At 38.9% G+C, this 25,963-nt stretch carries 16 protein-coding genes and 3 pseudogenes; 13 read left to right on the top strand and 6 right to left on the bottom strand.

Translation table 11 applies throughout. From position 1 onward, the window contains the following. Positions 1–39 precede the first annotated feature (39 nt). Together AC5YCD_RS08235 and AC5YCD_RS08230 are read left to right on the top strand one after the other, a co-directional pair. Positions 40–1,245 (top strand): acyl-CoA dehydrogenase family protein, encoded by a 1,206-nt coding sequence (locus AC5YCD_RS08235; RefSeq protein ID WP_496129572.1) that lies wholly within the window; start codon positions 40–42, stop codon positions 1,243–1,245. A 53-nt stretch (positions 1,246–1,298) separates the two neighbouring features. After that, a complete protein-coding gene (locus AC5YCD_RS08230) occupies positions 1,299–1,526 on the top strand; it encodes a hypothetical protein (protein ID WP_496129571.1) in 228 nt (75 codons plus the stop codon). A gap of 13 nt (positions 1,527–1,539) precedes the next feature. Here the strand turns inward: AC5YCD_RS08230 and yddG are convergent, their stop codons facing one another. Beyond that, entirely contained in the window at positions 1,540–2,484 is a 945-nt protein-coding gene (gene yddG / locus AC5YCD_RS08225) for an aromatic amino acid DMT transporter YddG (protein ID WP_496129570.1), read from the bottom strand. 1,027 nt (positions 2,485–3,511) lie between these two features. On the opposite strand from yddG, the gene mobA reads away from it, so the two are divergent. The 4 genes from mobA to AC5YCD_RS08205 all read left to right on the top strand — a co-directional run bounded on the left by mobA (position 3,512) and on the right by AC5YCD_RS08205 (position 11,267). Continuing rightward, a complete protein-coding gene (gene mobA / locus AC5YCD_RS08220) occupies positions 3,512–4,135 on the top strand; it encodes a molybdenum cofactor guanylyltransferase (RefSeq protein ID WP_496129569.1) in 624 nt (207 codons plus the stop codon). 665 nt (positions 4,136–4,800) lie between these two features. Continuing rightward, positions 4,801–9,246 carry an ESPR-type extended signal peptide-containing protein gene (locus tag AC5YCD_RS08215; RefSeq protein WP_496129568.1) on the top strand — a complete coding sequence of 1,482 codons (4,446 nt, stop codon included), beginning with the start codon at positions 4,801–4,803 and terminating at the stop codon, positions 9,244–9,246. A 68-nt stretch (positions 9,247–9,314) separates the two neighbouring features. Continuing rightward, complete coding sequence (locus AC5YCD_RS08210) at positions 9,315–10,166, top strand: OmpA family protein (RefSeq protein ID WP_496129567.1); 852 nt, start codon at positions 9,315–9,317, stop codon at positions 10,164–10,166. Positions 10,167–10,352: 186 nt separating this feature from the next. Continuing rightward, positions 10,353–11,267: a LysR substrate-binding domain-containing protein gene (locus AC5YCD_RS08205; protein WP_496129566.1), complete on the top strand. Its 915-nt coding sequence runs from the start codon at positions 10,353–10,355 to the stop codon at positions 11,265–11,267. 320 nt (positions 11,268–11,587) lie between these two features. On the opposite strand, the gene AC5YCD_RS08200 is transcribed toward AC5YCD_RS08205, so the two are convergent. Then, positions 11,588–11,674, bottom strand: coding sequence for a hypothetical protein (locus tag AC5YCD_RS08200; RefSeq protein WP_496129634.1), 87 nt, complete (start codon positions 11,672–11,674; stop codon positions 11,588–11,590). A gap of 170 nt (positions 11,675–11,844) precedes the next feature. On the opposite strand from AC5YCD_RS08200, the gene AC5YCD_RS08195 reads away from it, so the two are divergent. Continuing rightward, the gene (locus tag AC5YCD_RS08195) at positions 11,845–12,513 is read left to right on the top strand and encodes a hypothetical protein (RefSeq protein ID WP_496129565.1); all 669 of its coding nucleotides are present in this window, start codon (positions 11,845–11,847) and stop codon (positions 12,511–12,513) included. Next, positions 12,510–17,558, top strand: coding sequence for a tyrosine-type recombinase/integrase (locus AC5YCD_RS08190; protein ID WP_496129564.1), 5,049 nt, complete (start codon positions 12,510–12,512; stop codon positions 17,556–17,558). Before AC5YCD_RS08195 ends, AC5YCD_RS08190 begins: the two co-directional genes overlap by 4 nt. A 317-nt stretch (positions 17,559–17,875) precedes the next feature. Here the strand turns inward: AC5YCD_RS08190 and AC5YCD_RS08185 are convergent. Together AC5YCD_RS08185 and AC5YCD_RS08180 are read right to left on the bottom strand one after the other, a co-directional pair. Then, positions 17,876–18,004, bottom strand: a pseudogene (locus AC5YCD_RS08185) (IS982 family transposase); the annotation flags it as partial. Next, positions 18,004–18,101: pseudogene (locus tag AC5YCD_RS08180) on the bottom strand (IS982 family transposase); the annotation flags it as partial. The pseudogenes AC5YCD_RS08185 and AC5YCD_RS08180, both read right to left, overlap by 1 nt. A 114-nt stretch (positions 18,102–18,215) precedes the next feature. Between AC5YCD_RS08180 and AC5YCD_RS08175 the strand changes: the two are divergent. Continuing rightward, positions 18,216–18,456, top strand: a pseudogene (locus AC5YCD_RS08175) (aldehyde dehydrogenase family protein); the annotation flags it as partial. 317 nt (positions 18,457–18,773) lie between these two features. Here AC5YCD_RS08175 and AC5YCD_RS08170 read toward each other — a convergent pair. Then, positions 18,774–20,087: an ammonium transporter gene (locus tag AC5YCD_RS08170; RefSeq protein WP_496129563.1), complete on the bottom strand. Its 1,314-nt coding sequence runs from the start codon at positions 20,085–20,087 to the stop codon at positions 18,774–18,776. Positions 20,088–20,548: 461 nt separating this feature from the next. Beyond that, entirely contained in the window at positions 20,549–21,148 is a 600-nt protein-coding gene (locus AC5YCD_RS08165; RefSeq protein ID WP_496129562.1) for a helix-turn-helix domain-containing protein, read from the bottom strand. A gap of 294 nt (positions 21,149–21,442) precedes the next feature. Between AC5YCD_RS08165 and glnT the strand changes: the two genes are divergently transcribed. Genes glnT through AC5YCD_RS08145 form a run of 4 tightly spaced genes read left to right on the top strand, consistent with a single transcriptional unit; the run spans position 21,443 to position 25,907 of the window. Next, complete coding sequence (gene glnT, locus AC5YCD_RS08160; protein WP_496129561.1) at positions 21,443–22,834, top strand: type III glutamate--ammonia ligase; 1,392 nt, start codon at positions 21,443–21,445, stop codon at positions 22,832–22,834. Between the two features lie 44 nt (positions 22,835–22,878). Continuing rightward, the gene (locus AC5YCD_RS08155) at positions 22,879–23,790 is read left to right on the top strand and encodes a class II glutamine amidotransferase (protein ID WP_496129560.1); all 912 of its coding nucleotides are present in this window, start codon (positions 22,879–22,881) and stop codon (positions 23,788–23,790) included. Between the two features lie 29 nt (positions 23,791–23,819). Then, positions 23,820–24,545 (top strand): protein glxC, encoded by a 726-nt coding sequence (locus tag AC5YCD_RS08150; RefSeq protein WP_496129559.1) that lies wholly within the window; start codon positions 23,820–23,822, stop codon positions 24,543–24,545. A 27-nt stretch (positions 24,546–24,572) separates the two neighbouring features. Then, positions 24,573–25,907: an FMN-binding glutamate synthase family protein gene (locus AC5YCD_RS08145; protein WP_496129558.1), complete on the top strand. Its 1,335-nt coding sequence runs from the start codon at positions 24,573–24,575 to the stop codon at positions 25,905–25,907. Positions 25,908–25,963: the final 56 nt, after the last annotated feature.

Genomic DNA, 25,963 nt, shown 5'->3' with positions numbered 1-25,963 from the left:
TGCTCTATGTGGCTCAATATAATAATGAAGGAAAATCCTATGAATACGCTCTTGAATGCGATCAATCATGCTGAATTTCAACAAAGTGCATTGTGGCAAGAAGTATTGCAAAAATTACGCGCGGATGCAGTGCTGCGTCAACAACAAGGTGGTCATGCACCATTTGAAAGTATCGCTATTTTAAAAGCGCATAAAATTGGTGCACTGCGTATCCCAGAGCATTTAGGTGGATACGGTCTATCGATTGAGCAACTATTTGAAGTGCTGATTCAAATCAGCGCGATTGATTCTGATGTCACACAAATTTTACGTTCCCATTTTCAATTTGTAGAAGACGTGTTGCGCAGTACAGATCCACGTTTCCAAGAGGTTTGGCTGCAAAAAGTAGCAGAAGGCGCAATTATTGGAAATGCCTTTACAGAGCTAAACAGCATTACCGTAGGCAGTGGTGAATACCAAACCCGTATTCGTGAAGATCAGCAAGGATTGTATTTAAATGGAGAGAAGTTCTTTACCACAGGTACTTTATATGCAGATTATATTTCAGTACGTGTAGGTTCAGAGCAAAGTCGTGCTTATAACGTGGTTATTCCTAAAAATCGTGCTGGCGTAAGCGTGATTGATGACTGGGATGGTATTGGACAGCGTTATACCGCAAGTGGGACCACACGTTTTGACAACGTGACGGTTTATCCAGAGGAAATTATTCCTGTGGCGAAGGAACAGGTGAGTTTTAAACCATTTACTCAGTTGTATTTGCACGCAATTATTGCCGGTATTTTAAAAGCTGTAGAGCAAGATGCAGCACTTGCATTAAAGCAGCGTGGCCGTAGCTTTAGTTTTGCCACTACAGTACAGGCCAATGAAGATCCTATCTTCTTAGAAAAAATTGGTGAAATCTCTGCCGCGGCATTTATCGCAGAGGCTGCGGTATTACGTGCTGCTGCTCAGCAAGATATTGCCTTTGCCAGCACTCGACAGGGGGTGACAGATTTTGAGCTAAGCCATGCTGCAGCACAAGCTGCCACACAAGCTAAAATTGCCATTGAACCGATTGCACTTAAAGCCGCCACCCAAATTTTTGATGTGGTTGGCGCTTCTGCGACTCGTCGTAGTTTGAGCTTAGACCGTCATTGGCGCAATATTCGCACCCTTGCATCCCATAATCCTGCCAGTTTAAAAGCAGTGGCTTTAGGTAAGCGTCTTGTTCATGGTGAGTATTTACCCAATAATGTGTATTTTTAATGTGGTATAAAATTTGCAAGTATTTGATTGTCCCAATTGTGGAGGTCAATCAAATGCAACATCTATTTAAAATTACACAAATGCGTTTGCTCAGCCCAACCAGCTGTGAGATTTATATGCAAGACAAGACCACCCACTGCCTAAAAGGCTGGTTAGTGGAATGCCAGGCCCATGCGGCCCAGCAATTTTACGAGAAGATCAATCAACTGAGTCAAGCATCCAATCCTTTTCAAGACTTACTCAACTTAAAACAGTTTTATAAAGTTGACGTGATTCGTTAAAAAAAAAGACCCCTTAAATGGGGTCTTTTTGTGTCAATCTATGGCTTTTGAATAATTTAGGTGCAATTGCTGACCAATTGGTGGTGAGCCAACAGAGAATTGAGCCGAAAGTGACAAGGCATGCTCCTTGCCAAAAAGTAACGCTCAGGCTTTGCCCTAAAATGAGCATCGCAATAAACGCAGCAATGACTGGGCTAAAATAAGAGCTCGCCACCAGTGTAGCTACATTGCCATGCAACATGCCAACATTCCAGGCACCATAACCCAAGCCTAAACTGAATGCAGCGGCAATTAGATAAAATACATTACTGCCTGACCACGGAATGGCGCTCAAATCATGACCTAAAATCAATAATTTAATCCACAGTACCAAACTCACCAAACAAAAGAAAAATGCAATTGGATTTTCTTGAGTGCCGTAGCGCCGTGTAAAAGCACAGTAGATTGACCATAGCAAGGCACCGATCAAGGCTAAACCGTAACTCAATGGATTACTCACTGCATTGGCAAATATTTGATCGAAGCTAAAGCCTCCACCACCAAGCTGAATATAGATTAAGCCTGAAATTGAAATACTCATACCCACTAACAGCATCCAATGAAACTTCAGCTGTTTAAAAGCCACCAAAGCCAGCATGGTTAAACTCGGCCATAAATAATTCACTACACTGACTTCAATGGCTTGCTGCGCCGTTTGTGCATAACCAATCGCAAAGGAATAGCACATTTCATACACAACAAATAAGGTACTGCCAACCAGTAAATAAGTTTTAGACATGCGTCTAAAATTAGGTAAACCAAAAATAGCCAACAATAACAGCGTGCTTAAACTATAAATTAGAGTAATTCCCAATTCTGCCCCAAAACGTTCAGTGACTTGGCGAATTAAGCCGAGCATCGCTGCCCACATTAAAATGGCACTAATCCCGCACCAAGTCGCAAAACGTTGAGATAACATGAAAAAATCTCGCGCAAAAATAAGCAATAAAAAAGACCATCTTATTGAGATGGCCCGATTGTGAGGATTTTAGGCGCAATTTTTTCAGCCGTCTATGCGAGTTTCTAGATTGAAGTTATCGGCTTAATTGGATTTATACGTGGCATACTGAGTAGATCATATCAAAATCAACTATCTAGACAATAATGACAGTGAATAAGTAGACTTAAAAAAGCCCAACATTAAGTTAGGCTTTTTCATATCGAGGTTGTATGAGATATAACGCTAGTTAGCGAGATTAGATCTAAGAACTTATCATTGTTGTTTTATGTTCTAGAACCATCTGTTCCTTATGTATTTAGATTAAAAAAAATAATCTTATCCGTACAGAGGAAATTATCTTAAAAATATGTACGTTATAGCTTACAACACCATGCAGTGATTAATTTTGATGAAATGGTTTTAATTTGGATTTAAGTGATTGAAATAAATAATAACTTTATGATGGGTAGTTCTAGATTTATTTGTTAGAAATAAGTGATTTTAACTTATACACAAGTTGATAGATCGGTAAAATATGCACAGGCGTCGTTAGACAGTGCATTGTTACAGGGCTTGATCGATAAGCATATCCATATCTTTACTTGAGGGTTAGTATTTAACTCCAATCAAGTAAAAAAATAAACTTAAAATACAGCAGCTTCAACCAAATTAAGTGTTTTGAGATTGGATCAATCTACTATGGCATATTCATTGCATATTGATAAATGAGCAAGGTCTATCATGATCTAAAACCAAATGCATAGAGTTTATTGATTAAGAATGTTGAATAAGACCATGACGTGAGCTCTATAAGCAGTTGATTGTAACTAAGTCCTACTGCGGCTGAATTGGGTCAGGACTGCAAACGATAACAACAAAAAATTTAACAAGAGCACAACACATTTTCGCTGCTATTGAAGTAAGTAAAGATGAAGGGTGAAGATTTGCCTTAGATTTGAGTAGCTAAGCTGAAATTTGTTGTGATTTGTCATGTGGAGAAAACACGATGCATATCCAAAATTTAAATCATCCCCCAACCGATGTTGTTATTTTAGCGGGTGGTCAGGCACGGCGTATGAATGGGATCAATAAACTGCTACAAAAATTTGATGACCAAATTCAACTGATTAAATTGCATCAATGCTTTAAATCACAGGCCAAACAGGTATGGATCAATAGTCACCGCGATCACTCGATTTACCAAATGCTGGTGCCACATGCCAAAAGTTTTGCTGATGATGAACGGGGGTTTTGGGGGCCAATGATGGGAATGAAAAGTGCATGGTCGCATGTGGAACAGGACTATGTATTATTTGTACCGTGTGATGTTACCTATATTCCTAAACATGTGTTACCACGCTTACATGCTGCATTGGCACGTCATTCAAGTGCAAAAGTTGCTTATGTGGAAATGAATGGTGTGGCGATTTATCCATTTTGTTTAATGCATCGCGATAGTTTATCCATATTACAGTACCATCTGAGTTCAGCACAGCGTAGTTTAAAAGCGTGCTTTCAAGATTTACATGCTCAAGTTGCCAACTTCCACAATCAAAGCCTATTTTTGCACAGCATTAATTCGCTCGATGAGCTACAACAGTACCGTCAATTACAGTATTTACCTAAATAATAAATCACTAATATCTACTTCATGTTTTATTTAAAATACCATCAGTTGACTTATTGCATTGAACTATAGGCTAGAGCAGGCTCATCTAGCCTGATGTAATACAGCAGCTCGATTTCTATCTATTGTCATAGCTATGTAGTAGCAACAGATTGGAACGTTTACACAGCTAATCAAATCTAATAACAAAGTAAATTTAATGTGATTAATATTTTTAAACCAGCAAGATTTGATCGATTTTTATAGAAATATGACCCATTGAAACGATTAACACAAACATCACATAAGATATGATTTTGGGCACATCTTAGGAAAAAAATGGTGTTTTCTGTTCAAAATCCCCCTATTTTTTTTACAAAAAAACACAATTAAACAGAGTAAATTTTAAAAATAGGATATTTATTAAGCGATTTTTAATGCAAAATACCGGCGTTAATTACTTTTAATATTAAATTAATCTTAACAAATACCTAAAAACAATTATATTTGCATGGGTATAGGCTCTTTTTTTTTACAAAAATGAGACTTTATTTAGTTTTTTTAACAAAAAAACATAATTAATTAGCGTAAGTTTATGAAATGGTGACACATTTAACATTTACTTGTAGAATTTACCCCAAAATGGTTACAGACCATTTACATTAAAAAACAAGGTAACAGGGGTTTACATGAATAAAGTATTTAAGACTGTTTGGAATGCATCTCTAGGGGTATGGGTTGCAGTATCGGAAACAGCAGCGGGTCAAAAGAAAGGTTCAAATAAACTCAAAAAAGCAGCGGCAAATGCAGTTGCAACAGTTGTTGTTGGGGCAGCAGCTGTGGCAAGCACGGGTACGATGGCTTGGGTCAATCAGACTCCAAATGCACCCGTTTCAAAACTGGGTGTAACCTTAGGGGTTGGTACAATTGCCATTGGTAGTGAAGGTAGTGGTCCTAGCCGTGAATCGCAAGTAGATCAGGACGGTAATCTGGTACTAAGTGAAAATGGTGAAGAGATTAAAATCGTAAAAAGTAACCAAGCTAAAGCGACTGGTGATTTAACAGTTGCTGTTGGTGCACAGGCAGAAGCAGAAGGTCAGGGTTCTACTGCAATAGGTGCATTAGCCTTAGCTAAAGGGCAAAACTCTACAGCGATTGGACAGTTTTCTACAGCCTTAGATGGTGCTACAGCGCTAGGTGGTTCATCTAATGCTTCAGGTTTACAATCAACGGCTATTGGTACCAAAGCAGAGGCTTTAGATCAAAAAACAATTGCTTTAGGTGATAGTGTTGTAGCTAAAGGCACTAATGCAATTGCAATTGGTGCATCTGCGACAGGTAGTAACTCAATTTCTTTAGGTGGTGTAGCATCTAAAGAGGGTGCAATTGCAATTGGTCAGGGGGCAGTTTCTGGCTTAAACTCAGCAGCTGTAGGACATAATAACTCGGTTGCAGGATCAAATACTTTTGTATTAGGTACTGGTATTGATCTTAAGTCAACTGTAACTAATAGTGTGGTTTTGGGCGCAAATTCAGAATTAACACAAGTTCATAATGCGCTAGACGTTATGCCTGCAAGCTATGAATACAAGGATGCTCAAGGTAATATACAGCAAAACTATCAAGTTTTTGATTTTGCGGGTTTATATAAATCACAAGATTTTGCTACGGAAGTAGATGCTGAGGGTAACCTAGTTATTAAACGTGATGAAAATGGTCTACCGATATATGCAAATGGACCTTATAAAGCATCTCCTGGCGCAGTAAGTGTAGGTAAATCAGGTGCTGAGCGTCAAATTCAACACGTAGGTGCTGGTCGTATTACTTCTGACAGTACAGATGCAGTCAATGGTTCACAGCTTTACTATGTATTGTCTGAAGCAAAACAAGCACAAGCTGATGCAGCTAAACCAATTAACTTTGTTAATGTTGGTCCAGATGGTCAACCTTTAGCCTACAATGATGTGCCTGTATTAAATGCAGATGGTACCCCTAAACTTGATGATGCTGGTCAACCAGTAACAGAAAAAGTGCCTGTATCAACTCAAGTAAAACTTGGTGATACATTTAACATTCAAGGTGCAACAGTTACTATTGGTGAAGATGGCAAGCCTGTATTAAAAGTAGATGCAGCAGCAGCTTCAAGTTGGAATTTGAGTGCACAGAATGCTGAAGGTAACTCAGAAACTGCTACAATTGGTGGTAATAAAAACAAAGTTGAATTTGCTGGTGATCAAAATATCACTGTACAGCAAACACAAGGTGCTGAAGGTACTAAACTTGAAGTTAAACTTGCTGACCAAATTCAGTTAACTGAAAACGGTGGCTTAACGATTGCTGCTGGTGATGTTTTTGTTTTAGATGCGCAAGGTAATAAGATTCCTGAAGAAGATGCTGATGGTAACCCTGTACTAGATGCAGAAGGCAATCCAGTTTATGTAACTCAGAATTACCCTAATGCGATTACAATCAATCAAGGTAATATCAACTTTGGCGGTAATGTGCTTTCAGGTGTAGCACCGGGTGTTGCGGGTACTGATGCGGTTAACGTAAATCAATTAAATGGTTCAGGTTGGACAATTAAAGGTAAAAATGCAGCAAACCAAGCTGTAACAGGTAATGTAGCTAAAGACAACGTAGTTGACTTTAAAGCAGGTACTTCAAATAACTTAACTGTAAATACTCAATTAGTAGAAAAACCTTTACTTGATGAAAAAGGTCAGCCAGTACTAGATGCAAATGGCCAGCCAGTAATGACTCACGACGCTGAAGTTGTGGTTGAACTTGCTGATCAAGTTAACTTAACCAAAGATGGCGGTTTAACAATTGCTGGTGGTGGTACATATAACTTGCTCGATGCTGATGGTAATGCACTTCCAACGACTTATGTTGCAGGTGATATTAACCTTCAACAAGGCAATGTGAGCTTTGGTGGTAACCAAATTCATGATGTTGCAGCAGGTACAGCACTGACTGATGGCGTTAATGTTAGCCAGTTAAAAGATGCTGTTGATACTTTAGGTGGCGGTGCAACTGTTAATCCAGACGGTTCAATCAAAGCGCCTGAATATATTGTGGGTGCGGGCAACCAAAAAGTAGATAATGTTGGCGATGCGATTGATGTATTAAACCAAGGCTTTACTTTAACGTCTTCAAATGCAGTCAACAAATCTGAAGAAAAGATTCAGGCTGGCGATACTGTTGATATTACCGTGACTAAAGATAAAAACTTAGAAGTCACACAAACTGATAATAAAATTGAATTTGCACTTGCTGATCAAGTTAACTTAACCAAAGACGGTGGTTTAACGGTTGCAGGCGGTGGTACATATAACTTGCTAGATGCACAAGGTAATCCACTGCCAACGACTTATGTTGCAGGTGATATCAACCTTAAACAAGGTAATGTAAGCTTTGGTGGTAACCAAATTCATAATGTTGCAGCCGGTACAGCACCAACTGATGCAGTCAATGTAAGCCAATTACAATCTTCAGGTTGGAACATTATCACGCAAGATAAAGATGCTGAAGGTAAGGTAACAGGCAACACTGAAAATGCGGTAAATGGTGACAAAGCAGCGAACAACAGCTCTGTACAGTTCAACGGCGATAACAACATCTCTGTATCACAAACGTCTCAAGAAGTGAAAGATAAAGACGGTAATGTTGTGGGTACTGAAACTGTGATTGCAGTTGAACTTGAAAAAGACGTTGATTTATCAGCAGATGGCTCATTAACCATTGGTGATACATCAGTTAATAATGATGGTTTAACGATTGCTGGTATTCCTAAGTTAGATCCAAATACTGGTCTTGCTTTAACAGACCCTATCACTGGTCTTCCTATCTATGAACAAGGAAGAGCACCAATTGTTATTAACCAAGGCAATGTAAACTTTGGCGGTAATGTGATTGGTGGCGTTGCTAAAGGTGTGGCGGATGACGATGCTGTTAACGTTTCACAATTAAAAGATGAAATTGGTAAAGCAGTTTCTGATTCTGGTTGGACGCTAACCACAGGTGGCGTAGCTGCTGATCAAGGCGAGAAGATCAAACCAAATACCACAGTTGATTTCTCTGGTGATGATGTAGGTAATATCCAAGTTAGCAACGAAGGCAGCAATGTTAAAGTTGAACTTAATCCTAACCTTGACTTAGGTAAAGATGGTTCAGTTTCTATTGGTGATACTTTACTTAATGGTGAAGGCTTAACTGTAGGTGACATTACCATTCAAGAAGGTGAAAACGGTGTCAACTTCGCTGGTAACCAAATTAATAACGTTGGTACAGCAACTGAAAATCACCAAGCGGTGAACTTAGGCCAGCTCAAAGATGAAATTGGTGGTTTAGAAGAAACCATTAACAACAATATTGCAAACTCTGGTTGGAATTTAACGGGTAAAGATGCAGCAGGTAACACAGTATCTGAAAAAGTAAATCCAAACGATACAGTTGAATTTGTAGCGGGTCCTTCAGCTAACACCACTGTAACTACTGAAACCACGCCAAATGGCGCGAAAGTTACAGTTGATCTTGCAGATCAAATTACTTTAACTGGCGATGCTGGTAGCTTAACCATTGGTGCTGGTAAAGGTAACAATGCAATTACTATCGAACAAGATAATATCAGCGTTGGTGGTAACCAAATCCATAATTTAGCGGCTGGTACAGACGGTAAAGATGCTGTCAATGTGGATCAGCTAAAAGGTACGGTAAATATCTTTGGTGGTGGTGCAGCTGTGAACCCAGATGGTTCAATTAAAGCGCCAACATACAATGTGAATGGCGGCTCTTATGACAATGTAGGCGATGCATTAGGTGCTCTAAATCAAGCTGATATTGATTTAGGTGACCGTGTAACTAACCTTCAACAATCATTTAATAACCGTATTGATGACGTTGAAGACCGTATGAGTGCAGGTATTGCAGCAGCAATGGCTTTAGAAACAGCACCTTACGTACCAGGTAAATACACTTATGCAGCAGCAACGGCTTACCACAATGGTCAAGCAGCTCTAGGTGTAACTTTACGTAAAACAGCAGATAACGGCCGTTGGTCGTTAACTGGTGGTGTTGCAGCAGGTACAGAAGGTGATCCAAGCGTACGTCTTGGTGTAAGCGGAATCATTGATTAATCCCTTTGGGATTAATCAACTCCCCTTAACGACATTGCATACAGTTTACAAAATTAAGAGAGATCATCATGAATCTATTAAAAAAGAGTGCATTACTTGTTGGCCTAATGACTGCTTTTGGTGTGGCAAACGCTAACGTGAGTTCTGATGTGCATGTATACCCTGGTTATGCAGCAAATAACACTGTAGAAGCAGTAGACTTTCCTGAAATCAAAGAAAGCTACTTAGACCAAGTGCACCGTTATGAAGCTGTCGAAGCTTTGCAAATGAGCAATGGTTTAACCAAAGATCAAATCCGTCATATCTTTGGTCATCCTAACTTCTCTGAAGGTTTATTTAACGTCCGTACATGGAACTATGTACTTGCTCTACGTCAACCGGGCACCCAAGACTACAAAATCTGTCAATTACGTGTAGATTTTGATAAGCAAGATGGTGAATACATCGCGAAAAGCCATTACTGGAAAGGTGCAGGCTGTGCAGCTTTAGATGTGGCTAAAGTAAATACACAAACGATTGTCAACAATGTTCCAGTGATCATTGAAAAGCAAACATTACCTGAGCCAAAACAACACGTAAATGTTGTGTTTAACTTTGACCGTTCAGACGCAGGCAATATTGTTGGTGGCGTAGATGATGTACGTGTACTTGCGAACCAAATCTTAGCTGATCAACCTGCTGTGGTGTATGTTGCAGGTTATGCAGATCGTTTTGGTAATGCAGCCTATAACAAACGCTTATCTGAAAAACGCGCGATTACTGTGACTCAATTGTTACAAGAATACGGCGTTGATGGTGCGAAAATTAAGCTGGGCGGTTTAGGTTCAACTGAACAATTCAAACGTTGTGAAGGCGCTGCAAAGAGTCCAGCATTATTGAAATGTTTAGAAGAGAACCGCCGCGTAGAAGTGAAATGGTAAATTAAGCCAACTTTAAAAGAACCCCTTGAGCATTAGTTTTTGTGCTCACCTTGAAGGTTCCCCTCGGGGAGCCTTTTTTTTATTTGTATTTTAAACGCATAGATTGCGACCATTTGCTAATGTGTCTTTTATAGAATTTAGCTTAGCCTTGTCAGGCTTCTTTTTTAAATTCAAATGGATAAGGCTATGGAATTACGCCATCTTAAATACTTTGTGACGGTTGCTGAAGAGCAAAGTTTTACCAAGGCGGCAGAGAAACTTTTTATTGCCCAGCCCCCATTAAGTCGTCAAATTCAAAATTTAGAAAATGAGTTTGGAGTCATATTATTTGAGCGAGGTAGCCGTCCATTGCAGCTCACGGAAGCCGGCCAATTTTTTTATCAACATGCGGTTAAATTATTAGCCAATGCTGAAGAAATTAAGTCCATGACCAAACGTGTGGGCATGGTCGAACGTACAGTGCGGATTGGATTTGTAGGGTCATTACTTTATGGCTTGTTATCACGTATTGTTTATTTATATCGTCAGCAATACCCACAGCTTAAAATAGAGTTGATTGAAATGACTACCACACATCAAATTCCTGCTTTAAAAGAAGGTCGAATTGATGTGGGTTTCGGTCGTTTACGTGTGTCTGACCCAGCCATTCGTCGGGTATTATTACGTAAAGAGCGTTTAATGTTGGCGGTGCATGCCAGTCATTTTCTGGCGCAGCAAAAGCAAGGTGTATATTTGGCAGATTTAGTGGATGAAGCAATTTTCTTATATCCTGCTCAGCCTAAACCAAACTTCTCTAGCCAAATTATGAATCTATTTTCTGAGTACAGTTTAGAGCCAAAAAAGTTTCGTGAGGTACGCGAAATTCAGTTGGCATTAGGCTTAGTGGCAGCAGGTGAAGGAATCTGTATTGTGCCAGAGAGTGCTAAGACCCTACAGTTGACCCATCTACATTATATTCCTATTTTAGATGAAAATGCAGTGAGCCCTATATTTATGGCCACGCGTTGCATGGATGAAAGTGAAGATATCAAGGCCTTATTTGATTGTATTTATCAAGTTTATGATTTAGAAGCAATTAACTACGATCGCTCCGCATTTTAAAAAATGTAAAAAGACTATATTGTAAGATTAAAAAGACGCTATGCTGTGCTAAAAAATAAGCTAGCGTTCTCTATGCATCATTATTCTAAACTATCCGCACTTGATTTAAGCCTTACTGTTCAACAGGGTGAAGTAACTGTAGTTGAGTTAAGCCAATATTTTATTGAAAGCGATCTTCGGGAGGCAGTCTCATTAGAGTCTGTTTCCTTTTAGCTTTTTAAATGTAATTTTATCTTATGTTTTAAATATATATCAGAATTCTTTCATACATCATTTTTTACTTAGCTCCAAATTATAGATTCCAGTAATTAAATTGAATCTTAAAGCCAGTTTTCACCTTGGTTTCGATAACGCTCAGCAAGGATTTTGAAAGTTTTTAAACTACCAAATACATGCTCAATCCCAATTCTTCTTTTGTTACTTTCTTGAATTGGTGTGAAAACAAAGTTAGTAAATAATCAATATAAATCAAATACTTTAATATTAATATTTAGATTAATTTATTTAATCTTGTTTATTTTAGGACTTTGGTATTCTACTATGTCCATACCAAAAATAAATTAACTAAGCAGAAAAAATGACTACACTATTGCTCATTGATGCATTAACAGTATCTGAAGGTAGGGTTAAAAAACCATGTCCAGTTTTAGCTTTGAAAATGATGTTACTGCATGAGCAAACGAGCAGGTTTTCAGACAAGATTAAAAATCAAGCATTACTACTGCTCGCGGCATATCGTAAGTTATTGCTTGCTGTCGCTATGGATTTATGTCATGTAAGAACTCTAAAAAACAGTATAAAAAAAAGACACTGGGGTAAAGTGGATAGAATTCAGCATAAGATAGTTGTTGCAGGCGAACTTCGACTCAAGCATTTAAATCTAGAAGAAATGCCTTTATTTTTAAATACACAGCACTTCTTAAACAAACTACCGATTCCTTTTATTCAAAAATTGATAGAGTGGGCACCACCTGTGGTGAGTGATCGTTTCTTAATTGAAAATGTTCTAGCAGGTTATATCGCGCAAAAGCGTTTACCATTGGAAAAAATTAAAGTAAAAGCGTTGTGCTCTTCTTTGCAACCATATTTTCATTTAGCTGATTTTTTTGTACTTCTACCTGAATTAGAGGAACTTTATCAAGAATATCAGCAGCAAATTGTTCGCGCAGCACCAACGGCAGAAATTGCTTTGGCTTTAACAGACTTGAAGATAGCAAGGATCTATCAAATTAGGAGTAGTTCATGAATATTTATTTCAAGCAACTTCTAGAATGGATTAATCAGAATGAAAATATCGAAGAACAACAACTGATCCAAGCATTATTTTTATTACGTGCACATTATAACTTAGCTGGTATTGTTGTCATTTGTCAGAGAATTTTCAAATTAATTGAGGATGATGAACTATCAACATTTAATGATGAGCTTAATACATTAAAAATCATTAGTAGATTACAGAGTGACGAGCAATATTCACATTTTTTCTCAGAAACAACGGATAAAAACAAGCATAAACTCACACCGTTGCGCCCATTTACCGGAGAAAGTGGAATTTGTGACTTGCTCTTGATTCAAGCAGGGCTCAGGAAAAATCATGAGAGTTTTGATAAGGTAATCACTTGGTTTTTAGAGCAAATCTTTTACTTTCAAAAAAGAGTACATACTCTAGAGCACTATAGCAATTATTTAAATGGTGATGGAAGTATCAAGCTGAAAGCTCAAAAGGGATTTCGTGTGTACAACGCCTTTTTAGCGATTAGACTATTGGGTGATCCAAGTCATGAAGACATTTTAGAACAAGTCAAAGAATTACTGATCCACAACTCACCAAAACAACTGATTCCGTTGATGTCTATTGTTTCTGAAGATAAACGATTAAATGAGATTTTTTATGCCTTAAAGCTTTTTTTATCGCAAATTTGGGAAAACAATCTATTAAAAAATAAGAAAAAACGTCGAGAGTTTTTACACCGCATAGGATTAAAGCATAAAAAACTTATCTTACAACGCTACGGCTCAATCAGCATTGCCATTCAAGCTTTGGAGGATGTGGATGAAATTCATCGAGGTCTGATCTCTGAAGTATTTCCGTATGATCAGATTGAAGAAGATGAAACCCCATTAGAGCCATTGTTTACATTTTTTCTGGCCGAACAATCCGATTTAATTCGAGGGTTTTATGCTGCTAAGTCTAGTTATCAACATATTGAAGCTGCAAATGTGGGTTTAGTGTGGACCAAATGGCGCTTGTCATTAAAGTCGATTCAAAAAGTATTTCAGCTATGTCAGCCCTCTAATACTGATAGCAGCTTAATTTTACGTGCAAAATTAGCGTTAATATTAAGTTTACTTACTGGACGTTCGATTACTGAATTAACAGCGCCGTGTTTTAGTCAAAATACAGATCAGAATATTGCTATTCAGTATGATCACACTTTATCTGCATATGTACTCAGTGTTTTAGCAGGGACACCGACACTTAAAACAAAGCCAGAAGATTCTAAATTTCATGTGCCATGGACTAAGACATTACATTTGGTTTTACCAAGTGAACTCAATGATTTAATAAATCAAGTCAAAAATCTTGGAATTAGAACCCGACAACAGGCAGTTGAACGCGAAGTTAAAACACTGATTAACAGTGCACCTAAATCGCTAGAAATCAGCCTCAAGAGCATTCGAGATATTCTTCCACGGTTGTTATATGAGCATAGCAAGGGTGATTTAGCTGTCGTTAAGGCAGTGACCAATGCGTCAGGTCGTAATTATGATAATTTAATTCATTATGCCTCTTTTGAGCAGAGGCAACTTGAGCAATTATGGGCTAAATGTTTAAGAACAATAAACATTTATATTCCTGAATATAGACACGCTTCTAGTGAACGCGTGGGTAGTCCGATTGGAATAAAAATTATTGAACTACAAAATGAAATTACACAAATAAAAAATAAAATACTTGAGGCTGCGCAACAGAAAAATTGGCAAGTACTCTTTGATCACTTAACATTGTATACAGCCCTATGGATGAATCTTGCCACTGCAGGACGAGGCATTAAGCAGCCTTTTGCTCGGCTGATTAGTCAGCAAGGTTGGGCATTGATTCAAGATAAACATCATCAAGATGAATCAACTGATCGTTATGTACCATTGACGGCAGACTTGATCAAACAGATTCAAGTTTTACGTGGTTTGATGGGAATGCTAGGGGAGCAAGTTGAAGCACGTGTTGATTTATCATCTTATGCTGTGCAACTTTGTGATCCTTATCAGATTGATGGTTTAGTGAAAAATTGGGCACGTAAGTTGGTTCGCTCTGATCATAATCAGCTCCCTGGACGGTTTAAGGATGCTGGACTTGGGCACTGGGTACGCGGTCGTCATCCATGGGACATGTTGTCCGTATTTCCTGTATCGAAATTTAAACAACAGTGGATTGATGTGCAAGAAAACCTGCAAGAACGGTTAGGTTTCGAATGTCTTGATGGTTTTGATTTTTTAAAAATCCAGAATATTCCAACATTCGTTTTAGGCAAAGAGAGTACAGCAACTCAAGCAGAGACAAAGCCACTCATACAATATTCAGAAAATGATGTAAAAGAATGGCTAGAGAACTCAACGTATCGTGCCTACTGTGAGTTGGTTTTTGAGAAAAATCCTGAGCCACAAGTCGCTTTAGAGCTTGGACACCTATTAGCTTGCGATCTAGCTAAAAATACAAAGATTGATTTACCACAAGCGGTCAAAACCTATTGTGCCTATATTCGCGATAAAACGAAAATCCCATTATTCGTTCAGCTCCCTCAAGAAGCAACGCGTACATGGCTGACATCTGAAAATAGTTTTGGCACATGGTGTTATATTGAACAACAACTACTTGATCTTATTCAGAACGATTTAGATCATTTACCTGCACATAAAAATTGTGATGTCGAAATAGGACGTTTGCTGGTTGTACTTTCCATGTATGCACAACTCTGTCGAGTGAGCCATTTGCAAGCGATGTTGCAGTTTATTGCTTCTGATCAGCCTATAGTGGCTATAGGGAATAGTCGGCTCGTTGAGCTAAAAGTAAGTAATGATAGATCTACAACGAAGATACGCCGTACAGTTCTGTTAAGTCCTTATGTATCGACCTTAATTTTAGTGGATCGACAGTATATACAACTTCGATTAAAAGAGATTTTAGCACAGCCAAAAAATCAACAACGAATAGCGTGGCAAAAGTGTTTTACTATATATTTAAAATATATTGGGCTTAAGTCAACGCTATCGTTAGCGCAATGGTTGAAAGCTTTACAGCAAAATGTGATGTTAAATAGCACGCCGTTGATTGCAGGTTATATATCAGGCCAAGTCCTGACTGAAGATCTTTCAATCAATGAATTATTACGCTTATCCGAATATCAAAAATTAACCTCAGATTTAGATAGTAAAGAGCCAGAGATTGAAATAGAAATAGGGGATGAGCAACTACATTTGTCTGATCTTCTCGCGATGATCGAGAAACTCAAACATGAGTCTAGATCAAGCATTTGGCTTAAGCAGCTTGCAAATAATCACACAAATCACCACTCAGTCTATTTATTGACATGCTTTGTGCAATGGCTGATTTTACGCTGTGATGCAGAAAATTTAAGCCTACAGAATCGAAATATGATTCATCTACATTTGGCCATCGTCAGTGCAGGTATATTGGGATTTTCAGAAGATTTAACAGCAGATTGTTATATTGATGAAGATGTATTTCAAAAATGGATGGAGTTGACACAAGAGTATTTTCCACACCGCAAGCATCTCGCTGCCTGGAATCGCTTTAGAGAATTCTTAATTCAGTTAAATGATGAACGTATAACGTTACACAAGCGTACAGCGCATCAAGTCAGTGCTAAAGTTTTTTCAAGAAATGAAGTGCAGCAGATTATTCAAATATTACAATCTGTAGAATCTGGGGTGAATGATGCTGCTTTACGTCAAGAAATTCAGCGTCATTTTCGTTTATCTGCAGCAATGGGTGTACGCCGTTCTGAGACACTTCATTTACGGCCCTTAGATATTGATGAGGATATGCTCCGAATTCGTCCCTATGGAGAGCACCAGTTAAAAACACTTGGATCAGAACGTGTTGTTCCGATGAATTTATTAAGTCAGACAATTCAAAAGGGATTAGATCATATTGTTAATAATCAAAAAGATTCGATATTAATGTCTGATGTGAATAGTGAGCAGAGGCATTTTTTTAATCAAATATCTCAAATTTTAAAGGAAGTCACGGGAGATGTTGATCTCAGCTTACATCATTTAAGACACACCTTTGCAAGTGCATATACTTTGAAGTGTTTACAAACGGTGGTGGATTTTAAAGCGCTCACGATAGAACTGCCATGGCTACAAACTTGGATGCCATCGAACGAGCAATTGAATACGCTAGTAGGCAATGAAGGACAGGTTGGGCAAGGGATTAAGGCGATTAGTCGAGTGCTTGGACATTTACATGAATCTACAACATTAAAGCATTATGTTCATATTTTATTTCTGGCTACTTATGCCTATAGCATGCAACAGCAGCAACCTCATTTACATACTGCATTTTTCAAGCGAACCATGAGTAGGAGTACTTTATTCAGGCATTTCCAACAAATTAACCAACAGCATGATAAACCGCAATATGAGTTACGAAATACCATCGAAAAACATGTACTCAAAAAAAGCCAAAATCAGAAATGGATCATCTATGCTCAAAAAAGACAGAATTCAACTGAAAAACCGACCAAACACCCATTATTTCAACAGTTTGAAGGTATTGAACGCTATCTCATTTCTGGACAGGGGCAGCCACGATCAGATATTGAAGCCTGGAAGAGAGCTTTAGTTACTATAGCAAATATTCCATCGGGTAAACGTGGTTCAAATATAGGCAGACATCCATTATCGGTACCAGGAAAGTTAGCACGTTTGCCTGAATTACTAAATGCTGTAGATTTTAATTCTGCACAAGAGATTTTAGAGCGATTTGATCATTTAGAACAAAACCAATCAGAGACTTATAATTGGTTAATAAAAAAGTGGTTGTATGAAAGTAATGTCACAAAAGTATTGATGCATTTTACAGTAGAGGACGAAGCTATGCTTTTAATCCTTAAAAAATATCATTTTTTTCCGATAGTGATGAAACATAATAAATATGATTATTTTAGAATTATGTCTCAACAAGCGTCATTGAACGCCGTGCGATGGGTACTTGCGTGGTTGAGTGTAAGATCTTTGGTTATTAGAGATCATATCAGAATCTAAATAAATATGACTTACACCCGCTTTTTTACATAAAGGTTTGAAAAATTTAGTGTCACATTCTCGCTATTTTAAGGGCGAGTCAAGCCCTACGGTGCATGAATATCATTTACCTGACTAGGAAACTTCTTGCTGCTCATTTATCACTTAATAATAATTTATATAAAAGTAAAGTTAGTAAATAAATTATATAAATCAAATGTTTTTTTATTTTAACTTAAATTTAATTGATTTAATTTTGTTTATTTTGGGACTTTATTATTCTATTATTTCGATATAAAAAATAACTTAACTAACCCGAATCATGGATAAGCCTAATTTTACATCGTTGTAAACTTAGGCTTATTGTGATGACAGATTTGATAAGCGGACAAAGATACATAAATCCCAGCGAAATAACCTGAAATGGAACGATGGCGACTGCTGAGCAAGTTATCTTGTTGCTTCAAATAGATAGAACACCAGATCGCTCCTTCGGATTTTCTTGTTTTAGATATTGCCAATAGACGGCTTCATTTTTCTGAAAAAATCATCAATCGTACACAATAAAGTTTTAAACTCGAATGTAGGATGGCTGGTTGAATAGTTTGTGTGGCATAGCTAAAAACTTAATATGAACTACAATAGAAAAAACACTAATCTATACAGGTAGCAAATAATGCGGACTATGGTCTCGCTGCGTATTGTTACACAGCAAACTTGGGACGATCTTGGCGGTTAAGTCAATTGCTTGAATACGGGATGGTTGGTATCAACCGTAGAGTTATGTCAAATGAAGTGGCTCCATTCGGGGGGTAAATATTCAGGATTAGGACGAGAAGGCTCTAAATATGGGTTAGAAGAATTTTTGGAAATTAAATATACTCTTTTTGCAGGATTAGAAACTAAATCACAACTTTAAAGGTCTAGATAATCCTAGCTTGTGGATGAGAAATCCACTTGAAAAATCAGAGGACTAGAGCAATCATTTGAGTTGCCGTGCATAATTTAAGGCTCTAGTCGTATGCTTGATAATAGTGAATCATTTTTTCTAATCGATAATTACTTTCTTAAATTCCAAGCAAATTATTGGATTTTTTAAAACACAGTGGTTATTGAACAAGAGTTCGGCCTGTTCAATAGAACCTCTCGGAAACTATTTTTGTTTGGGTTCGTATAAGCTTTTTAGTTGTAATCAGAAAAAGGGCTTGATAGCCCTTATTTGTAGTATTGAAAAGACTAATTATTATATGCACTTTCATTATGGTCAGTTTTGTCTAGGCCATTTTGTTCTTGTTCCTCATCTACACGCAGAGGCATGATTAGACTTATAAATTTGAAGAGAATCCAAGACAATAAACCGACATATAAGAAGGTAAAGAGGATACTAGCCAGCTGTGCGAATACTTGAGGAATAATAGATATGCCTTCGACATTACCTCCAAGTGCGGGTACACAAAACACACCTGTTAAAATACAGCCTACAATGCCACCCACCCCATGCACAGAGAATACGTCGAGCGCATCATCAACACCTAATTTGCGTTTGATCAAGGTGATTGAAAAGAACACTGCCATACTAGCAAGAAAGCCAATTGCAATGGCCCCAAATGGACCAACAAAGGCAGCAGCAGGAGTAATACCTACTAAGCCACCAATCGCACCTGATGCTAGACCGAATGCTGTGACATGACCGGAGACGAATTTTTCAGTTACCATCCAACCAAAAATTCCACCTAATGTAGCGAGCATTGTTGTCATTAGAATAAGGGCTGTAGAGCTATCAATAGCGAGAGCAGAACCTACATTAAAACCAAACCATCCAACCCAAAGTAATGCTGCGCCAATTAAAACAAAGACCACATTGTGTGGTGGATTAGGAGCAGTAGGCCAACCTTTACGTTTACCCAGTACCATAGCACCTACAAAAGCAGCAACACCAGCACCAATATGTACAGCTGTTCCACCAGCGAAGTCGAGCACGCCCCAGTTATGAAACAAGGCACCATCACCCCCCCAAACCATATGTGCCATCGGTCCATAGACAAGCACAGTCCAAAGAGCAGAGAAGAGTATCATCGCGCCAAAATGCATCCTCTCAGCAAAGCCGCCCATAGCAATTGCGGGTGTAATCATGGCAAAGGTCATTAAAAATACAATTAGAATATATTCTGGAATACCACCGACCATACTCTCTGGTGTAATGCCTGCAAGAAAAGCTGTGTTGAGACCGCCAACAAAGCTACTCAGGTTATAGACACCTTCTTGCATCCCTGTAGTATCTGTAGCAAGGCTATAAACTACAATCACCCATAAAATACCGACCACACTGGCAATGGCAAAAAATTGACTAAAAATAGATAAAACGTTTTTTGAACGAACCATTCCTCCATAGAATAGTGCAAGTCCTGGAATGAACATCAGGAGCACAATGACAATGGAAACCATGACCCAAACAGTCGCTGGGGCATCAATGGAAGTTTGTGCAAAGACAAGTGTTGGAAAGAGCAAGCAGCTTGCGAGCAGTAACTTTTTTATATGATCTAATAGCATTAAGTGGTTCCCCTAAATTATTTAAATGAATGACATATAAAAACCTATGGATGAATAGATGAAATAATCGAGATTAATATTCCTATTGGGAATATTAATTTCTTTAAATTCAAGCAATACCTATGCCACATGCTGATGAAGATTTAATTCCTCTAAAAAATAAATACGAATTTTATGATATTTTTTAGAATTAAATTTTTGATAAATATAGATAAAATATAAATTAGAAAAGTTTTTGTTCTGGTTTTACTAAATGAAAGGTAAGAATTTACTATCTAGTCAGAGAATCAAGCGATCGGGGCACGCCATCCATAGATCAAGAGCATAAGTGAGAAGATAAATATTCAGTCATGCTAAACAATGTACAGTCTTAACATTCTATCAAGTTATTCGTACTCAAAATGATTGGATCGTCCAAGTATTAAAAAGATGGCCTTAGCCATCCTTGAATATGTGACTATCTATTCGTCGTGATGATTTGCGTAATTCACCATCGAAATTAAACGAATTGGTACTTGGATAAGTTGCTCAGGACCATGAGGAATCTCACCTTCTAAGGTTAAACAATCACCAGGTTTTAAATGGAATACTTCGTCTCCATGGCGATAAGCAATTTCACCTTCGATCATATACAACATCTCAGTACCTGGATGAGCAAAAGTTGGAAATTCTTCACTCGCATCATCCATGCTGACCAAATAAGCTTCAAAATTTTTATGAGGACCACGTGAGTGAGTGAGTAGATGATAAGTATGGCCCTTATCTGTGCCACGACGTACGACCTCCATACCTTCGCCTTTTTTGACAAGCATTGCTTGGCTTTGTTGTTGGTCATATTGGCTGAATAAAGTCGAAAGTGGAATGCCCAATACTTCGCATAAACGACTTAAGGTTTCAAGACTTGTTGACACCTGAGCATTCTCAATTTTACTCAGCATTCCTTGACTGATATCTGCAATTTGCGCAACCTCGGCAAGTTTTAACCCCTGTTCCTGACGATAACGTTTGATATGAATACCAATGTATTGTTCCAGTTTCATACTATTTTTGTTCTGTCTCATTTTGGATCAACTCGCACCATTTTGACTCTAATTTAAACTGCATTCGATTGGAAATGTGAAGCAGTTGACGTGTGTTATAAAACATTAAAGGTTTGGAAACTATTATTCCCTGCAGGAATAATAAGGTTTTCTATGGATAAAGTAAAAAAAACTTTAAAAGCGGCAAAGTTGGCAAGAGATTTGCTATTCCCATTGGGAAAGAAAATTTCTTAAAATGAATAATACATTCTTAGAAGAATGATTGCATTTTTCGAGCCAAAAAATCGTTTTTGTCATATTAGGAGTATGTCAATTATGCTGCAAAAGGCCGTAAACGAGCTGTTTGATCAAGAGAATATCATTAAAAAGCCTATGTACCGTCCAGAGGTACAACAGGTCATTGATCAACACAAATTAAAATATGTATTGGCGCAGTTTGTTGATATTCACGGCGCAGCCAAAACTAAATCAGTACCTATCTCTGGTCTAAAAGCAATAGAGGGAAATGGTGTTGGATTTGCTGGTTTTGCAATATCAGGTATGGGCATGCAACCACATGGTCCTGACTTTATGGTCAAAGGAGATCTATCTGATTTGATTCCTGTGCCATGGCAGCCTGGTTATGGGCGAGTGGTGTGCGAGGGTTATGTCAACGGGCAACCCCATCCTTATGATTCACGTTATATCTTACGTCGTCAGGTTGAGCGTTTATCAGCTCGAGGATGGACATTGAATACTGGACTTGAACCAGAGTTTAGTTTGTTCCGCCGTGCGGAAGATGGCAAGCTTAAAATGGTTGATGATTCAGATAATCTAGACAAGCCATGTTATGACTATAAAGGATTGTCACGTTCACGTGAGTTTCTGGAGAAATTGACGGAAGCCCTCATTCCAGTGGGTTTCGATATCTACCAAATCGATCATGAAGATGCCAACGGGCAGTTCGAAATTAATTATACCTACGCCGATGCGATGAAATCTGCGGATATGTTTACTTTCTTTCGTATGGCTGCGGGTGAAATTGCCAATGATTTGGGTATGATCTGTTCATTTATGCCAAAACCAGATCCGAAGCGTGCAGGTAATGGTATGCATTTCCATTTATCTATTGGTAGCAGTGAGTCAGAAAATCTATTCCATGATGCGAATGATCCAAGTGGTATGGGCTTATCTAAAATGGCCTATCACTTTATTGCAGGTTTATTAAAACATGGACCTGCGCTGTGTGCATTTTGTGCACCAACGGTAAATTCGTATAAACGTTTGGTCGTGGGACGTTCATTGTCAGGTGCAACTTGGGCACCTGCATTCATTGCTTATGGTGCAAATAACCGCTCTGCCATGGTTCGAATTCCATACGGCCGTATTGAACTGCGTTTACCAGATGCAGGTTGTAACCCTTACTTAGTCTCAGCGGCCATTATTGCGGCAGGCCTAGATGGTATTGAAAATGAATTAATGCCACCTGAAGCATGCAATGAAAATCTATATAACCTCAGTTTAGAAGAGATTGCAGCACGGGGGATTGACACTTTACCTCAATCTTTAAAAGAGGCCGTGCAGGCACTTGAAGCTGATCCATTATTTAGAGACAAGTTAGGTGCTGAAATTATTGATGAGTTTATTCATCAAAAGAGCATGGAATGGGTGGAGTATTGCCGTCATGTATCGGACTGGGAAATTCAGCGTTATACCGAATTCTTTTAACAACTAAAAACAACTGTAAATTATAAAATGACTGGAGAAAAACTATGTGTGGAATCGTTGGACTTTACTTAAAAAATCCTGCCCTTGAATCACAACTGGGTAAATTATTTGAACCGATGTTGGAATCCATGACAGGTCGTGGTCCAGACAGTGCAGGTTTTGCAATCTATGGCGATGAAGTCCAGGAAGACTGGGTTAAACTGACTTTACAAGCAGTCAGCGAAGACTTCGATTGGAGCACGTTCGCGGCCTTACTAAAAGAAAAAATCAACACAGAAATAGATTGGTTCCAAAATGCAACAGCAGCGGTCGTCAAGGCCAAAACAGACGAAAATACCATACGTACGATCATTGCTGAGGTTGCACCTGAACTGAAAATTATGAGTGCTGGTCAAAGCATTGAAATTTTAAAAGGTATGGGGTTGCCTGTAGAGATTTCTGAACGTTTTGGCCTAGTGAATATGAAAGGCAGTCATATTATTGGTCATACCCGTATGGCAACTGAAAGTGCAGTGACGATGGAAGGCAGTCATCCATTCTCAACGGGTGCTGATTTGTGCTTAGTACATAATGGTTCATTGTCTAACCATGCACGTTTACGTCAAGAATTAAAACGCCAAGGCATTCATTTTGAGACAGACAATGATACAGAAGTCGCGGCGGGGTATCTTACTTGGCGTTTACAAGAAGGTGATAGCCTGGCACAGGCCTTAGATAATGCACTTGATGATTTAGACGGTTTCTTTACGTTTGCGATCGGCACTAAAAACGGTTTTGCTGTGATTCGTGATCCAATTGCCTGCAAACCAGCCGTCCTCGCAGAAACTGATGACTACGTGGCAATGGCATCTGAGTATCAAGCCCTTGCATCTTTACCAAATATTGATAAAGCCCGAGTTTGGGAGCCAGAACCAGCAACTTTGTATGTGTGGGAACGTACAAAAGAAGCGGCTTAAATAAAAAGATTACTAGGAGAATTAAGATTATGAATAGTGCAGTAGCAGAAAAATTAAATGCAGTAGAAATTAAAAGTCAATATGACTTAAATGTCGATACGATTCGTGATTTAAACCAAGCTTTACATGATCCAGCAGTTGTTGCAGAAATTAAAGAATGGAAGGTAAAGCATCCGGCTGGTCAGCATAATATTGCTGTTGGAATTAAGGCACCCATAAAAGTCACTATTGATGGGCATGCGGGTTACTACTGTGCAGGAATGAACCAAGAAGCTGAAGTGATTGTAAATGGCAATGTAGGCGTTGGTGTGGCTGAGAACATGATGTCTGGTTATGTACACGTCAAGGGCAATGCTTCACAAGCGGCAGGTGCAACAGCACATGGTGGTCTGTTGGTGATCGAAGGGGATGCTGGCGCACGTTGTGGTATTTCAATGAAAGGGGTGGACATTGTCGTAGGTGGAAGCATCGGTCATATGAGCTGTTTCATGGGGCAAGCGGGTCGTTTAGTCGTGTGTGGTGATGCTGGTGATGCACTTGGTGACTCACTTTATGAAACAAGAATTTACGTAAAAGGCGCCGTGAAATCATTAGGTTCCGACTGTATTGAAAAAGAAATGCGTCAAGAACACCTAGATGAGTTAGCCGAACTTCTCACCAAAGCTGGTTTTGATGAAGATCCAACTACGTTCAAACGTTATGGATCAGCACGTCAGCTCTACAATTTTAAAGTCGATAACGCATCAGCATACTAAAAATAACGTAATACGGAGAATAATATTATGACTCAAACTATCCAAGACTTTGAACCAGTGTTACGTGAATCAGCGACTTTTGACCGTCTCGCAATTCAGGAAATTCAACGCGCAGCAGCAACTGGTATTTATGACATTCGTGGTGGTGGTACCAAACGTAAGGTGCCACATTTTGATGACTTATTATTATTGGGTGCGAGTATGTCTCGTTACCCACTTGAGGGGTATCGTGAAAAATGCGGTACCGATGTGGTACTTGGAACACGTTTTGCAAAAAAACCAATTCATCTAAAAATTCCTGTAACAATTGCAGGTATGAGCTTTGGGGCTTTATCTGCCAATGCCAAGGAATCTCTAGGCCGTGGCGCATCAATGGTGGGTACCTCGACGACAACGGGTGATGGAGGTATGACTCCTGAAGAACGGGGGCATTCAGAAACATTAGTGTATCAATACTTACCATCACGTTATGGTATGAATCCGGATGATTTGCGTAAAGCCGATGCAATTGAAATCGTCTTGGGTCAAGGTGCAAAACCTGGTGGCGGTGGTATGCTATTAGGTATGAAGGTCACTGAACGTGTGGCAGGTATGCGTACTTTACCAGTGGGTGTTGATCAACGTAGTGCATGCCGTCACCCTGACTGGACAGGTCCAGATGATCTAGCAATTAAAATCGCGGAGATCCGTGAAATTACAGATTGGGAAAAACCGATTTATGTAAAAATTGGTGCGAGCCGTCCATACTATGACGTTAAATTAGCAGTGAAGGCAGGCGCTGATGTGATTGTGTTAGATGGTATGCAAGGTGGTACAGCGGCTACTCAAGAAGTATTTATTGAGCATGTGGGTATTCCAATTTTGCCTGCCATTCCACAAGCAGTTCAGGCACTACAAGAAATGGGCATGCATCGTAAGGTTCAATTGATTGTTTCAGGTGGTATACGTACGGGAGCGGATGTGGCCAAGGCAATGGCACTGGGTGCAGATGCTGTAGCAATTGGTACAGCTGCTTTAATCGCACTTGGTGATAACCATCCGCGTTTGGATAAAGAGCTAAAAGAGATTGGTTCCGGAGCAGGTTACTACGATGATTGGCAAAATGGTCGTGATCCAGCAGGAATTACTACCCAAGATCCAGAATTATCCAAACGCTTAGATCCAATTGAAGGTGGTCGTCACTTAGCAAATTATTTACGTGTCTTAGTACTTGAAGCACAGACCATGGCGCGGGCATGTGGTAAATCCCATTTGCATAATCTCGACCCTGAGGATTTAGTTGCATTGAATGTCGAGGCGGCGGCTATGGCGCGTGTACCACTTGCAGGTACCAATTGGATTCCAGGGCAAGTACAGTATTAATCTGTTCAATGTGAGCAAAGGGTCATTGATATCTTCTCCGTCCTTTAGGTCGGGGA

It is taken from the genome of Acinetobacter sp. CY05 (genome assembly GCF_059515805.1).
Note: the sequence above shows the minus strand (reverse complement) of the source record. Positions and strands in the feature narration are given on the sequence as shown.